This window comes from Streptomyces sp. NPDC037271, from assembly GCF_055603605.1.
Genome location: NZ_JBVJVN010000001.1, coordinates 586,202 through 599,717 on the forward strand (window position 1 = coordinate 586,202; position 13,516 = coordinate 599,717).

Sequence of the window (13,516 nt, forward strand, 5' to 3'; positions counted from 1 at the left end):
GTGCGGCTGTGCCGCGTGGTGCGGGGCGCCTGCGAGGTGGGGGCTTGCCTCCCCTCGCGGGCGCGGGTCGTCCGTGGCCGGTCGCGCCCGCCGACGGGGTCACTTCGCCCGGTCGAAGTCCACCGCGCTGTAGGCCCGCAGCTTGCTCAGCCGGTGCTCGGAGTCGATGCGCCGCACCGTGCCCGACTTGGACCGCATCACGATCGAGTCGGTCGTCGCCGTCTCGGACCGGTACCGCACCCCCCGCAGCAGCTCACCGTCGGTGATGCCGGTCGCGACGAAGAAGACGTTGTCCCCGGAGACCAGGTCGTCGGTGGTCAGCACGCGGTCCAGGTCGTGCCCGGCGTCGATCGCGCGCTGCCGCTCCCCGTCGTCCTTGGGCCACAGCTTGCCCTGGATGGTCCCGCCCAGGCACTTCACGGCACAGGCCGAGATGATGCCCTCCGGGGTGCCGCCGACGCCGAGCAGCAGGTCGATGCCGGTGCCCTCGCGCAGCGCCAGGATGGAGCCGGCCACGTCGCCGTCGGAGATCAGCTTGATGCGGGCGCCGGTCTCCCGGACCTCCTTGATGAGGCCCTTGTGCCGTGGCCGGTCGAGGATGACGACGGTGACGTCCTCGGGGGTGCGCCGCTTGGCCTTGGCGATCCGGCGGATGTTCACGGACACGGGGGCGTTGATGTCGACGAAGTCGGCGGCCTCCGGCCCGGTGACCAGCTTGTCCATGTAGAAGACCGCGGACGGGTCGAACATGGAGCCGCGCTCGGCGGCGGCCAGTACCGCGATCGCGTTGGTCATGCCGTTGGCGGTCAGCGTGGTGCCGTCGATCGGGTCGACGGCGATGTCGACCTCGGCCCCGGTCCCGTCGCCGACCCGCTCCCCGTTGAAGAGCATCGGGGCTTCGTCCTTCTCACCCTCGCCGATGACGACGACGCCGTTCATCGAGACGGTGTGGACGAGGGTCCGCATGGCGCGCACCGCGGCACCGTCGGCGCCGTTCTTGTCACCGCGCCCGACCCAGCGGCCGGCGGCCATCGCCGCGGCCTCGGTGACCCGCACGAGTTCCATGGCGAGGTTGCGGTCGGGAGCCTCTGAGGGGACGTCCAGCTCGGACGGCAGATGATGCTCGGTCATCGGAACGCACCTTTCTGATACGACGACGGCCGGATGAGGGTGTGCCCCGACTCTATCGCCAGTCCGACAGAATGAGCAGGGGACCCCACGTATGAGCACATCGGGGACCTGCGACGATAGGGGGCGTGGCAGGTACGAACGGCAAGCAGAAGACCGCCCGGGACATGGTCCTCTCCCTGGGCGTCATCGTCCTCGCTGGACTGGTCATGTGGCTTTTCATCCCGCACGACGACGACGGCGAGCCCGACCTCAAGCGGGTCGACTACTCGGTCGAACTGATCACCGCGCGCCGGGCCGCGCCGTATCCGGTGGCCGCGCCCGAGGGGCTGTCCAAGGACTGGAAGCCGACCCTGGTCCGCTACCGGGGTGACCAGTTCGACGCCTGGCACCTGGGCTTCCGCGCGCCCGACGGGGAGTACGTGGCGGTCGAGCAGTCCACGGAGAAGCCGTCCGCCTTCATCGAGGAGGCCAGCCAGGGCGCGCAGCGGACCGGGACGACCGAGGAGATCGGCGGCCGGACGTGGACCCGGTACACGGGCGGCCGGTACGACGCGCTCGTACTGCACGACACCGACGGCGTGAAGGGCGCGACGACGGTCGTGGCGGGCACGGGTTCGTTCGAGCAGCTGAACAAGATGGTGGCGGCGCTGAAGCTGGCGTGAGCCATCGCCGTAAACCCCCCGCTGTACCCCGCGCACGACGAAGCCCCCGGCACGCACCGGGGGCTTCGTCGTGCGCGCGGGGCGGCCGGGCCCCGGACTCCGCCGGGGCCGCCGCTCTCAGACCGTGGTGACGACCTGGTCGTACGCGAGGCGCGGCGAGCGCGGGAACCAGGCGTCCGGGCCCGGGCGGCCGATGTTGACGACCATCAGCGGGGTGTGGTCGTCGTCCAGGAACTCCTTGCGGACGCCCTCGAAGTCGAGGCCGGTCATCGGGCCGGCGGCCAGACCGGCGGCGCGGACGCCGACGATGAAGTAGGCGGCCTGCATGGCGGCGTTCAGGGCGGCGGCGCCCTCACGCACCGGGCGCTCGCTGAAGAAGGCGTCCTTGGCCTGCGGGAAGTGCGGGAAGAGCTGCGGCAGCTCCTCGTGGAACTCGTTGTCCGCCGAGAGGATCGCGACCAGCGGGGCGGCGGCCGTCTTGGGCTGGTTGCCCTCGGCCATGAGTCCGACGAGGCGCTCGCGGGCCTCGGGGGAGCGGACCAGCGTGATGCGCAGCGGCGACTGGTTGAAGGCGGTCGGGCCGTACTTGACCAGGTCGTAGATCGCCTGCACCTGCTCGTCGGTCACCGGCTCGTCGGTGAAGGTGTTCGCGGTGCGGGCCTCGCGGAACAGCAGGTCCTGGGCGGCGGGGTCAAGAACGAGAGACATACGTGATCTTCCTCGGGGGTGCGTCGGCTCCGCCTGGATCGGCGCGGAGCCGTTGACGGGTACGACGCTACGCCAAGGAAGTTCAACCTTCAACCAAAAGTGAGAGGGCGGTGATCCGCTTCACACGGCGGGCGGGGTGGCGGGGGTGGGTGGTGCCGTGACGCCCCGCGTGTCGGGCGGGTGGTGTGGGGGGGAGTGGAGAAACCGCGGGCTGGGCAGTGGCGCGGATCACACGCGCCGGGCGATCACTTCCGCCGCGCGCAGCGGTCGTACAAGGCAGTACTGCACCGCCCACCGCCCCGGACAGATGGGACCGCATCGACATGACCGCCTCCGTGAAGGGCCCCGCCTCCTACTTCCCGTCGATCGAGAAGAAGTACGGCCGTCCGGTCGCGGAGTGGAAGGAGCTGATCCGCTCCTCGCCGCTCACCAGGCACATGGAGCTCGTCTCCTGGCTCAAGACCGAGCACGGGCTGGGCCACGGACACGCCAACGCGCTCGTCGCACACACCCTCGCCGAGGACAGTGCCAAGCAGGACAGCACCAAGTAGGCCGGGGCCCCGCCCGGGCCGAGGAGGTCGTGCCCGGCCCGAACGCCGAGGGTTTCGCGGTCTTCGCCGTCCTGTGCGGCGTGCCCGTCATGGGCTTCGCGCGGGCGGCTACGCGTCCCCGTCGCCGTCCTCCGCCCCGGCCTCCTCGGCCAGCGCCGCGTCGAGGCGGGCCCGGGCGCCGTCCAGCCGGCGCCGGCACACCTTCGCCAGCTCCTCGCCCCGCTCCCACAGGGCGAGCGACTCCTCCAGCGTCGTACCGCCGGCCTCCAGCCGCCGTACGACCTCGATCAGCTCGTCCCGCGCCTGCTCGTACCCGAGCGCCTCGGACATGGCCGTCGGCTGCTCCACCTCGCTGGTCATCCACCCACCCTATGCGTCGACTCGTACGGAGAAATCACCCTCGGAGACCCGTGCCCGCAGCGTCTCGCCCGGCTCCACCTCGCCCGGGTCACGGACGGCGTGGCCGTCGGCCCGCTGGAGCACCGCGTACCCGCGCTTCAGGGTCGCGGCGGGGGAGAGGGCCACCACGCGCGCGTGCGTGTGCGTCAGCTCCGAGTCGGCCCGGTCCAGGTGGTGCCGCAGCGAACGGCGGCCCCGGTCCAGCAGCGCCGCCACCTGCTCGGTCCGCTCGTCGATCATCCGGTGCGGATCCTGTATCGACGGCCGGGCCAGGGCATGGGCCAGCCCCCGCTCCTCGCGGTCCACGTACGCCGCCACGCACCGCCGCGCGCGGTCCCGCAGCTGGCGCACCCGCTCGTACTCCTCGCCGACGTCCGGCACGAGCTTCTTCGCGGCGTCGGTCGGCGTGGAGGCGCGCAGGTCGGCGACATGGTCGAGGAGTGGATTGTCCGGCTCGTGCCCGATCGCCGAGACGACCGGCGTCCGGCACGCGGCGACCGCCCGCACCAGCTGCTCGTCGGAGAACGGCAGCAGGTCCTCCACGCTGCCACCGCCCCGTGCGACGACGATCACGTCCACGTCGTCCCTCGCGTCCAGCTCCTTCACCGCCTGCACCACCTGCGGCACCGCGTGCACGCCCTGCACGGGCACGTTGCGCACCTCGAAGCGGACGGCGGGCCAGCGGTGCCGGGCGTTCTCCAGGACGTCCCGCTCGGCGGCCGACACCCGCCCGCACACCAGGCCGATCAGCTGCGGCAGGAACGGCAGCGGCTTCTTCCGCTCCGGCGCGAACAGCCCCTCGCGCGCGAGTGCCTTCTTCAGCTGCTCCAGACGCGCGAGCAGCTCCCCGACGCCCACCGGTTTGATCTCGGCCGCTCGCAGCGACAGCTGCCCGCGCGGCGCGTACCACTCCGGCTTGGCGTGGACGACCACCCGCGCGCCCTCGCCGACCACGTCCGCCACCGCGTCGAACACCTGCCGGTAGCAGGTCACGCTCACGGAGATGTCGTACGACGGGTCGCGCAACGTCAGGAACACGACGCCCGCGCCCGGCCGCCGGGACAGCTGCGTGATCTGCCCCTCGACCCACACCGCGCCGAGCCGGTCGATCCAGCCCCCGATCAGCCGTGACACCTCGCCCACGGGCAGCGGACTTTCGGGAGACGAGTTGGCAGCCATGCGGTCGAGCGTAACGGCCGGGTGTGACAACCCGCCCCGGTCCGCGTCGCCCGCTCCCGGGCCACGTCCGGCAGGTCCGGCCGGCTCACACTCCCGCCGCTCTCCTCCCGCGCGCCTGCACCGCCAGGACCACCAGCCCCACCGCCAGCCAGACCGCCCCGACCAGCTGCGCGGTCCGTGACGCCTCCACGATCACCGCGACGGTGATCGCCGCACCGAGCACCGGGATCAGCGCATGCCGCCACCAGCTGACCGGGCCCGAGCCGCGCCGCCGCACCACGAACCAGCCCACCACGCTCGCGTGGAGCATCGTGAACGCGGTCAGCGCGCCGACGTCGACCACCGACACCAGATGGTCGAGACCGTCGTCCCGCCGCGCCGCCCACACCGCCGCCACCATTGTGATCACGGCCGCGACCAGCAGCGCCACGCGCGGCACCCCGGAGTCCGTCCGCGACAGCGCCTTCGGCAGCCGCCGGTCGCGGCCCATCGCGAACAGCAGCCGCCCGGCCGCCGCCTGCCCGGCCAGCGCCGCGAACGCCGCGCCGATCGCCTTGCTCACCGCCACCAGATCGTGCAGCCACGTCCCCACGGACGCGTCCACCGCGTCGTAGAACGCCGCCCCCTGCCGTTCCGGCTCCGCCGCCAGCCGCGCCGACGACACCGGCTCCAGCAGTGCCACCAGGTACGTCTGGGCGATGAACAGCACGCCCGCCAGCGCCAGGCAGAACAGCAGCGCCCGCGCCACCTTCGCCGAACCCCCGGTCACCTCCTCCGCGAACGTCGCGATCGCGTCGAAGCCCAGGTACGACAGCACCGCCACCGACACCGCGCCGACCACCGCCGACAGCGCGAACGCCCCCTGCGTGCCGTCCCCGGACAGCGGCGACAGCCAGCCCCGCTCGGCCCCGTCGCGCGCGAGGACCACGATCGCCGCCACCACGAACACCAGCAGGACCACGATCTCCATGGCGAGCACCAGGAAGCCCACCCGGGCCGCCGCACGCACCCCCCACAGGTTCAGCAGGGTCGTGGCGACCACCGCGATCGCCGTCCACACCCACCGCGACACCTCGGGGACCAGCGCCTCCATCGCGATGCCGGAGAACAGGTACGCGACCGCCGGAATGAGGACGTAGTCCAGCATCGCCATCCAGCCGGCGACGAAACCGGCCCCGTTGCCGAGCCCCACGCGCGCGTACGCGAACACCGACCCCGCCTGGGGCACCACCCGCACCATCTGGGCGTAGCTGAACGCGGTGAACGCCATCGCGACCGTGGCGATCAGGTACACCAGCGCCACCGCACCGTGCGACTTGGCGTCCAGCGTGCCGAACACGCCGACCGGCGCCATGGGCGCGATGAACAGCAGCCCGTAGACGACCAGGTCCCTGAAGCCCAGGCTGCGCTTCAGCCGGTGTTCCTGCTGTTCCTTCTGTTCCTGCTGTTCCTGCTGTTCCTGCTGTTTCAGGTGTTTCGGGTGTTCGCCACCGGCCCCCTGGGCCGCCGTACCGCCTTCGGACATCGTGCCTCCGCCAGGGCCTCGGACTGTGCCTCGGAACGTCCCCGTCGACGTCCCCGTCGACGTCCCCGCCAGTCTCCCCGGCACCGCGGCACCCACGCGATCTCCGACCCGCCGAACGCACCCTTACGATGGGTGCCATGACTGCTTCGCCCGGCCGCCGTGTCCTGCTCGCCGCCCCCCGTGGCTACTGCGCGGGTGTGGACCGCGCCGTGATCGCCGTCGAGAAAGCCCTGGAGCAGTACGGGGCTCCCGTCTACGTCCGGCACGAGATCGTCCACAACAAGTACGTCGTCCAGACCCTGGAGAAGAAGGGCGCCATCTTCGTCGAGCAGACGGAAGAGGTCCCGCCGGGGAACATCGTCATGTTCTCCGCGCACGGCGTGGCCCCCGTCGTCCACGAGGAGGCCGAGCGTGGGAAGCTCGCCACCATCGACGCCACCTGCCCGCTCGTCACCAAGGTGCACAAGGAAGCCGTCCGCTTCGCGAACGACGACTACGACATCCTCCTGATCGGCCACGAGGGCCACGAGGAGGTCATCGGGACCTCCGGCGAGGCCCCCGACCACATCCAGCTCGTCGACGGCCCCGAGGACGTCGCCAAGGTCGAGGTCCGCGACCCGTCGAAGGTCGTCTGGCTCTCCCAGACCACCCTCTCCGTCGACGAGACCATGGAGACCGTCGACGCGCTGAAGGACAAGTTCCCGCAGCTCATCTCCCCGCCGAGCGACGACATCTGCTACGCCACGCAGAACCGCCAGCTCGCCGTGAAGCAGATGGGCGCCGAGGCCGACCTGGTGATCGTCGTCGGCTCCCGCAACTCCTCCAACTCCAAGCGCCTCGTCGAGGTCGCCAAGCAGGCCGGCGCCCGCGACGCGTACCTCGTGGACTTCGCCGACGAGATCGACGAGGCCTGGCTGGAGGGCGTCACCACGGTCGGTGTCACCTCCGGCGCCTCCGTCCCGGACATCCTGGTCGAGCAGGTCCTGGAGTGGCTGTCGCAGCGCGGCTTCGAGGACGTGGAGATCGTCAAGGCCGCCGAGGAGTCGATCATCTTCTCGCTGCCCAAGGAGCTCCGCCGCGACCTGCGCGACGAGGCGGCGTCCCTGGTGGCGGAGCGGGGCGGCTCCGGTACGGCCGGGGCGTGACCGTCAGTCGTCCGTCGTAACGTGGTGCCATGCAGATCTTCGGCGTGGACATCGGCGGATCCGGGATCAAGGGCGCCCCTGTGGACCTCGACAGGGGCGACCTGGCCCAGGAGCGCTGCAAGGTACTGACCCCGCACCCCGCGACCCCCGACGGCGTGGCCGACGGGGTGAAGCAGGTCGTCGAGCACTTCGGCTGGAGGGGACCGGTCGGGCTCACCTTCCCCGGCGTGGTCACGGGCGGCGCCACGGTCCGCACCGCGGCCAACGTCGACAAGAGCTGGGTCGACACGGACGCGCGCGCCCTGTTCGGTGAGCGGCTGGGCGGCCTCGACGTGACGGTGGTCAACGACGCGGACGCGGCGGGCGTCGCCGAGATGCGCTTCGGCGCCGGCCGCGACCGCAAGGGCACGGTCATCCTGCTCACCTTCGGCACCGGCATCGGCAGCGCCGTCTTCACCGACGGCGTCCTCGTCCCCAACAGCGAGCTGGGCCACCTGGAGCTGGACGGACACGACGCGGAGAAGCGCGCCTCCAGCAAGGTCAAGGACGACCACGACCTGTCCTGGGAGGACTGGGCCCACCGCGTGCAGCGCTACCTCGCCCATGTCGAGATGCTGTTCTCACCCGACCTGTTCGTCATCGGCGGCGGGGTCAGCCGCAAGGCGCACAAGTTCCTGCACCACATCGAGGGCATCCAGGCGGAGATCGTCCCCGCGCAGCTCCAGAACAACGCGGGGATCGTCGGGGCGGCGATGCGAGCGGCGGAGGCAGCCGGCCGGCCCGCCGCGGGCTGAACCGGCCGCCACACCGTGAGCCGGCCCGGCGGCGTTCACACCGTGAGCCGGTCCGGCGGCGTTCACACCGTGGGCCGGTCCGGCGGTCGGAGCCGGTGGGGGGCCGGGCCGCGGTGGGCGGCTCAGGGCCCTCACACCGGCGGCCGGCACCGGGCCCTCACACCGGCGGCCGGTTCCGGACGGCGTCGGCCCGGTCGCGCACCAGCCGGATCCTCCGGACGATCACGGTCGATCCCGCGACCAGGGTCCCCCCGTACAGCCAGCCCGCCTCGGTGGCCAGGGCGGTCACCAGCCCCATCAGCCACCCTCCCGGCCCCTTGCCGCCCTCGGCGACGGCCACCAGGCCCACGGCGAAGGCGATCGGCACGACGACGGGGGCGGTCAGCAGGTCGCCCTTGCGCACCCAGAGCGCGGTGAGCAGGCACACCGGCAGGAACAGCACGCCGTACACCGTCGGGGACGCGCCGAACAGCAGCTGGTCGAGAAGGCCGAGCACGAGCATCACCGCCGCGCAGAGCAGGCCGCTGCCCAGCCCGGTCAACCGGGGGTTGGGCAGCCCACACATCCCACTGACCGCACGCATTCCCCGCATTTCCCGCAGGGCGCGCACGGCGTGCAGGGCGCGCAGCACCAGAGGCCCGGGGCGGGCCGGCCGTACGGTGGCCGGCCGCCGCGCCCCGCCGCCCGCAGCCGGCCCGGCGGATCGCCCCACCGGCTTCCCGACCGGCTTTCCGACCGGCTTCCCGACGGGCCGCCCGGCCGCGGCACCGCCCGCTCCCCGCCCCTGCGGGGGCAGCGGCGCCCGGCCCCGATGCGGTCCGTACTGCGCAGGTCGCGTCCTGTATTGCTCCACTGGACCAACTTAGGTCGGTTTATGTGCCGAATAGCCCGACAGACACGCCGTCGGGCACGGCTTGGCCAAGCGTTCGACACCGCGCGGGGCAGGCACCGGACACCCCGTAGACTGGTGGATCGGCCCCCTGCCCGGCCCGCCCCACCTCCTCCGCATCCTCACGTACGGGAAGTCGCAACGTGTCGCTCACGATCGGAATCGTCGGTCTGCCCAATGTCGGCAAGTCGACCCTGTTCAACGCCCTGACCAAGAACGACGTGCTGGCGGCCAACTACCCGTTCGCCACGATCGAGCCCAACGTCGGCGTCGTGGGCGTCCCGGACCCCCGTCTGACGAAGCTGGCCGAGATCTTCTCCTCGGAGAAGGTCCTCCCGGCGACGGTCGACTTCGTCGACATCGCGGGCATCGTGCGCGGCGCGAGCGAGGGCGAGGGCCTGGGCAACAAGTTCCTCGCCAACATCCGCGAGTCCGACGCGATCTGCCAGGTCATCCGTGCCTTCAAGGACGAGAACGTCGTCCACGTCGACGGCAAGGTCTCGCCCAAGGACGACATCGAGACGATCAACACCGAGCTGATCCTCGCCGACCTCCAGACCATCGAGAAGGTCCTGCCCCGCCTCCAGAAGGAGTCGCGGATCAAGAAGGACATCGCACCCAAGGTCAAGGTGGTCGAGGAGGCCAAGGAGATCCTGGAGAAGGGCGACACGCTCTTCGCCCACGGCATCCTCCAGGGCAGCGAGCGCGCCGAGCTCCTCCACGACCTCCACCTCCTCACCACCAAGCCCTTCCTCTACGTCTTCAACGTCGACGAGGACGAGCTGACCGACGAGGACTTCAAGAACGAGCAGCGCGCCCTGGTCGCCCCCGCCGAGGCGATCTTCCTCAACGCCAAGCTGGAGGCGGACCTCGCCGAGCTGGACGAGGACGAGGCCCTGGAGCTCCTCCAGTCCGTCGGCCAGGAGGAGCCCGGCCTCGCCACCCTCGCCCACGTCGGCTTCCGCACCCTCGGCCTGCAGACCTACCTGACGGCCGGCCCCAAGGAATCCCGCGCCTGGACCATCAAGAAGGGCGCCACCGCCCCCGAGGCCGCCGGTGTCATCCACACCGACTTCCAGAAGGGCTTCATCAAGGCCGAGGTCATCTCCTTCGACGACCTGGTCGCGACCGGCTCGGTCGCCGAGGCCCGTGCCAAGGGCAAGGCGCGCATGGAGGGCAAGGACTACGTGATGCAGGACGGGGACGTGGTGGAGTTCCGCTTCAACGTCTGACGCTATGTCAATACCTGTGCCCGATCCTCCTGTTGGCGGGTCGGGCACAGCTGTGTGTCCGCAGTGAGTCCCCGATCCCGCGATGCGGTGACAGCGTTTGGCCGGGCGGCGTGGCAGCGACGCGGTCTCAGACCTTGACGACCTCCACGGAAGGGCCGCACAGGAGTGTCAGATCCTCGGGGTCGGAGGTGAGGACGGTGACCGGCTGGGGCGCGTTGCGGGCGATGGCGGCGAGAGCGGCATCGATGGCGTACTTGTGGCCGGGAAGGTGATGGGTGCGAAGGAGGACGGCGGCCCGGTCGGTGATCTCCTTGGTGACGTCGTGGACGTCGACGCGGGAGAGGACCCACTTGATGCGGGCCGGGTGAATGCGCTCGTAGTCGGCCTCGAGCGTGGTCATGGCACTGGTGGCGACTCGGACGCCCTCCTCCGACGCCGCCTGGACCAGGGCCACCACGGTGCGGTCCTTGCGGTAGAGCTTCGAGAGTCCTTCGCTGTCGAGCAGGAGGGTGCCGGGCATCAGGCGGCGGCCCCGCCGGCCTGCCGGTGGTCGTGGCGCAGCAGCGCCCGGGCGGCCTCGACCTCCTCGCGGGTGAGAGCTTCGTTGTCGGTCTCGAAGTCGGCGACGATCTCCCGCAGCTTGTCCATGGCGACCCTCTGTTCGAGAGCCTCGGCGACGTAGGCGGAGAAACCGCCGGGCCCGACATGGGCGCGTACGGCCTCGGCGAGATCCTCGGGCAGGCTGATCGAATACTTCCTACTACCGCTCATGGTGCCGATCCTACCGGTGGTCGTAAATCTGGGGGTGTGAATGACTGCCCCGAGGTTCGGTTGATCAGCAGGGAGCTGCGAATGCCCGTCGAGGCCCCGTGTGGGCGGTGGAAAGATGCGGGGAGGGCCAGAGAAGGGCGGGGAGCGTGGGGCGGAGCGAGCGGGACACGGTCGTGAGGGGAGCGCGACTGTATGAGGCGGCGCAGGCAGTGGTCGGTGACCACGGAAGGGCGGTGGAGGCGGTACGGGCGGCACTGAAGCCGATCCATGACGCGGCGGTGAAGCGGGAGCTCGACGCCATTCCCGTCGCCCGGCTGCAGGACGTCACCGAAGGGCGGCTGCGGTTGGGGAGCGTCGAGAAGAGCGGACTGCGCACCCTGGGCAGTGTTCTCGAAGCGGGCCCCTACCGGTTGCGGCAGATTCCCGGTGTCGGGCAGCGCACCGTCGACCAGATGCTCGCCGCCGCCCGCAGGCTCTCCGAGGCTGTGCACGAGACCGTGGCCGTCCACATCGACGTGGACCGGCCGGAACCGCGCACCACCGCGCTCGTCATGGCCCTGCACGTCCTGGTGGAGGCCGGCCCGGACGCCCGGCGTGCGGTCGACAAGGCCACGGCCCTGGCGGAACGTCTCGGTCCGTTGCTGGCCGACGCGAGGCCCGCCGCTGGAAGGGTCCGGATGCTTCTGGCCGGCCGGGAGAAGAAGGCTCGCGCGTGGGCGGCGGTAGCCGAGACCCGGTCGCTGGTGGACGAGGCGGAGCAGGCCGGTCTGCCGGAGCTGCTCGCCCAGGCGTCGGTGGACCTGCTCCGGGGGCTCTCGTCCGACGTCGCGGCCTGGGTGGACTTCGAACTCCGCTCCGCCGAGTACTACAGCCTGCTCGCCGAGATCTCCGGGCGGCTGCCGGACGCGGCTGCCGCAGAGGGCTTCCTGCCGGACGAGATTGCGGAGCGGGTACGGACCCAGCACCTCGACGACACGCACCGGCGGGTCTCCCTGCGCGGCTACCAGGCGTTCGGCGCACGGTTCGCGCTGGCGCAGCGCAAGGTGATACTCGGCGACGAGATGGGCCTCGGGAAGACCATCCAGGCGATCGCCGTCCTCGCCCACCTGGCCGCCGAGGGGCAGAGTCACTTCATGGTGGTCTGCCCGGCGAGCGTCCTCGTGAACTGGACACGGGAGATCGAGGCCCGCAGCGCCCTGCGAGTCGTGGTGCTCCACGGTCCCGACCGGCACTACGCGTTCGCCGACTGGAAGGGGCGGGGCGGCGTCGGGGTGACCACGTTCGACGCGCTGCGCGGCTTTCCCACACCGGGCGGCGGGGAGGTCGGGCTACTGGTGGTCGACGAAGCGCACTCCGTGAAGAACCCGAAGGCCAAGCGGTCCCAAGCGGTCGGCCTGTGGGCGGAGCGTTGCGAGCGCGCCCTTTTCATGACCGGAACCCCGATGGAGAACAGGGTCGTGGAGTTCCGCAACTTGGTCCAGATGCTCGACGGCGACGTCGCGGACTCCCTGGGCGAACGGGATGCGTTGGCCGGATCGGTTGCCTTCCGCAAGGCTGTGGCCCCGGTCTACCTGCGGCGCAACCAGGAGGACGTGCTGACGGAACTCCCGAGCCTTCAGCAGACCGACGAGTGGGAGGAGCTGAGCGCTTCGGACGAGGAGGCCTACCGCGAAGCCGTGCGCGCGGGCAACTTCATGGCCATGCGCAGGGCCGCTTACATGCGCCCCGAGAAGTCGGCCAAGCTGGACCGGCTCCGGGAGATCGTTCAGGAGGCCGGCGAGAACGGGCAGAAGACGGTGGTCTTCTCCAACTTCAGGGACGTACTGGATGTGGTGAAGGAGGCTCTCGCGGTCAGAACCGCCAGGGCCACTCCGGTGTTCGGTCCGCTGACCGGCGGCGTCCCGGCCCAGCGCCGCCAGGAGATCGTCGACGACTTCGCCGGTGTCCAGGGCCCGGCGGTGCTCCTGGGGCAGATCCAGGCAGCGGGCGTCGGCCTCAACATGCAGGCCGCCTCCGTCGTCGTCATCTGCGAACCCCAGATCAAGCCGACCATCGAGCATCAGGCGGTGGCCCGGGCCCACCGTATGGGCCAGGTCAGGCCGGTTCGCGTGCACCGTCTCCTCGCCACCGGAGGTGTCGACGAACGCATGGTGAAGATGCTGGAGACCAAGACGCGCCTGTTCGATGCCTATGCCCGCCGCAGCGCCGTGGCCGAAGCCACGCCGGACGCGGTCGACGTGTCGGACACCGAGCTGGCACGTCGGATCGTCGAGGAGGAACAGGCTCGTCTGGGCATGACGGACGAGAGGCCCACGTCATCCGAGTAAGGGTGTCCTCCGGTCCGCGGCCAGTCCGCAGGACATCCGTATCGCGGCAACCGCTGAGCGGCATCGAGCCACGGTCCTGCACTACGACGGCGACTTCGACCTGATTGCTTCGGCGAGCGGTCTGCACGCCGAGTGGGTCGTGGAGCCGGGGACCGCCGACTGAGCCGGAACGCGTTGTGCTGTCCGCAGTAGTCCGCAGAACC

Annotated in this window: 14 protein-coding genes and 1 pseudogene; 7 read left to right on the forward strand and 8 right to left on the reverse strand. The window is 71.0% G+C overall.

Annotated elements, in window-relative coordinates; all coding sequences use genetic code 11:
• Window positions 1-99 precede the first annotated feature (99 nt).
• Window positions 100-1,131, reverse strand: coding sequence for a class II fructose-bisphosphatase (glpX, locus tag ACZ7G3_RS02805; RefSeq protein ID WP_426596958.1), 1,032 nt, complete (start codon window positions 1,129-1,131; stop codon window positions 100-102).
• Window positions 1,132-1,256: 125 nt separating this feature from the next.
• Here glpX and ACZ7G3_RS02810 point away from each other — a divergent pair, with 125 nt between their 5' ends.
• The gene (locus tag ACZ7G3_RS02810; RefSeq protein ID WP_470922947.1) at window positions 1,257-1,793 is read left to right on the forward strand and encodes a DUF4245 domain-containing protein; all 537 of its coding nucleotides are present in this window, start codon (window positions 1,257-1,259) and stop codon (window positions 1,791-1,793) included.
• Between the two features lie 117 nt (window positions 1,794-1,910).
• On the opposite strand, the gene ACZ7G3_RS02815 is transcribed toward ACZ7G3_RS02810, so the two are convergent.
• Window positions 1,911-2,501: a malonic semialdehyde reductase gene (locus ACZ7G3_RS02815; protein WP_426596956.1), complete on the reverse strand. Its 591-nt coding sequence runs from the start codon at window positions 2,499-2,501 to the stop codon at window positions 1,911-1,913.
• A 323-nt stretch (window positions 2,502-2,824) separates the two neighbouring features.
• Between ACZ7G3_RS02815 and ACZ7G3_RS02820 the strand changes: the two genes are divergently transcribed.
• Window positions 2,825-3,052 (forward strand): DUF4287 domain-containing protein, encoded by a 228-nt coding sequence (locus ACZ7G3_RS02820; RefSeq protein ID WP_470922948.1) that lies wholly within the window; start codon window positions 2,825-2,827, stop codon window positions 3,050-3,052.
• A gap of 108 nt (window positions 3,053-3,160) precedes the next feature.
• Here the strand turns inward: ACZ7G3_RS02820 and ACZ7G3_RS02825 are convergent, their stop codons facing one another.
• The 3 genes from ACZ7G3_RS02825 to ACZ7G3_RS02835 all read right to left on the reverse strand — a co-directional run bounded on the left by ACZ7G3_RS02825 (window position 3,161) and on the right by ACZ7G3_RS02835 (window position 6,155).
• On the reverse strand, window positions 3,161-3,412 hold the full coding sequence (locus tag ACZ7G3_RS02825) for an exodeoxyribonuclease VII small subunit (protein WP_426596954.1): 252 nt from the start codon (window positions 3,410-3,412) through the stop codon (window positions 3,161-3,163).
• Between the two features lie 9 nt (window positions 3,413-3,421).
• Window positions 3,422-4,630, reverse strand: coding sequence for an exodeoxyribonuclease VII large subunit (gene xseA / locus ACZ7G3_RS02830; protein WP_470922949.1), 1,209 nt, complete (start codon window positions 4,628-4,630; stop codon window positions 3,422-3,424).
• Window positions 4,631-4,715: 85 nt separating this feature from the next.
• Window positions 4,716-6,155 (reverse strand): APC family permease, encoded by a 1,440-nt coding sequence (locus tag ACZ7G3_RS02835; RefSeq protein ID WP_470922950.1) that lies wholly within the window; start codon window positions 6,153-6,155, stop codon window positions 4,716-4,718.
• Window positions 6,156-6,283: 128 nt separating this feature from the next.
• Here ACZ7G3_RS02835 and ACZ7G3_RS02840 point away from each other — a divergent pair, with 128 nt between their 5' ends.
• Complete coding sequence (locus ACZ7G3_RS02840; RefSeq protein WP_470922951.1) at window positions 6,284-7,300, forward strand: 4-hydroxy-3-methylbut-2-enyl diphosphate reductase; 1,017 nt, start codon at window positions 6,284-6,286, stop codon at window positions 7,298-7,300.
• A gap of 29 nt (window positions 7,301-7,329) precedes the next feature.
• Entirely contained in the window at window positions 7,330-8,094 is a 765-nt protein-coding gene (ppgK, locus tag ACZ7G3_RS02845) for a polyphosphate--glucose phosphotransferase (RefSeq protein WP_426596950.1), read from the forward strand.
• Window positions 8,095-8,251: 157 nt separating this feature from the next.
• Here the strand turns inward: ppgK and ACZ7G3_RS02850 are convergent, their stop codons facing one another.
• Complete coding sequence (locus tag ACZ7G3_RS02850; protein WP_470922952.1) at window positions 8,252-8,677, reverse strand: DUF6542 domain-containing protein; 426 nt, start codon at window positions 8,675-8,677, stop codon at window positions 8,252-8,254.
• A 449-nt stretch (window positions 8,678-9,126) separates the two neighbouring features.
• On the opposite strand from ACZ7G3_RS02850, the gene ychF reads away from it, so the two are divergent.
• A complete protein-coding gene (ychF, locus tag ACZ7G3_RS02855) occupies window positions 9,127-10,215 on the forward strand; it encodes a redox-regulated ATPase YchF (RefSeq protein ID WP_426596948.1) in 1,089 nt (362 codons plus the stop codon).
• A 127-nt stretch (window positions 10,216-10,342) separates the two neighbouring features.
• Here ychF and ACZ7G3_RS02860 read toward each other — a convergent pair whose 3' ends face one another.
• Together ACZ7G3_RS02860 and ACZ7G3_RS02865 are read right to left on the reverse strand one after the other, a co-directional pair.
• Window positions 10,343-10,735 (reverse strand): DNA-binding protein, encoded by a 393-nt coding sequence (locus tag ACZ7G3_RS02860; protein WP_470922953.1) that lies wholly within the window; start codon window positions 10,733-10,735, stop codon window positions 10,343-10,345.
• Window positions 10,735-10,986 carry a hypothetical protein gene (locus ACZ7G3_RS02865; protein ID WP_018845686.1) on the reverse strand — a complete coding sequence of 84 codons (252 nt, stop codon included), beginning with the start codon at window positions 10,984-10,986 and terminating at the stop codon, window positions 10,735-10,737. The genes ACZ7G3_RS02860 and ACZ7G3_RS02865 overlap by 1 nt, the downstream gene beginning before the upstream one ends.
• 173 nt (window positions 10,987-11,159) lie before the next feature.
• Here ACZ7G3_RS02865 and ACZ7G3_RS02870 point away from each other — a divergent pair, with 173 nt between their 5' ends.
• Together ACZ7G3_RS02870 and ACZ7G3_RS02875 are read left to right on the forward strand one after the other, a co-directional pair.
• Window positions 11,160-13,313, forward strand: a complete 2,154-nt coding sequence (locus ACZ7G3_RS02870; protein ID WP_470922954.1) for a DEAD/DEAH box helicase — start codon at window positions 11,160-11,162, stop codon at window positions 13,311-13,313.
• Between the two features lie 31 nt (window positions 13,314-13,344).
• Window positions 13,345-13,476: pseudogene (locus tag ACZ7G3_RS02875) on the forward strand (VapC toxin family PIN domain ribonuclease); the annotation flags it as partial.
• Window positions 13,477-13,516 lie beyond the last annotated feature (40 nt).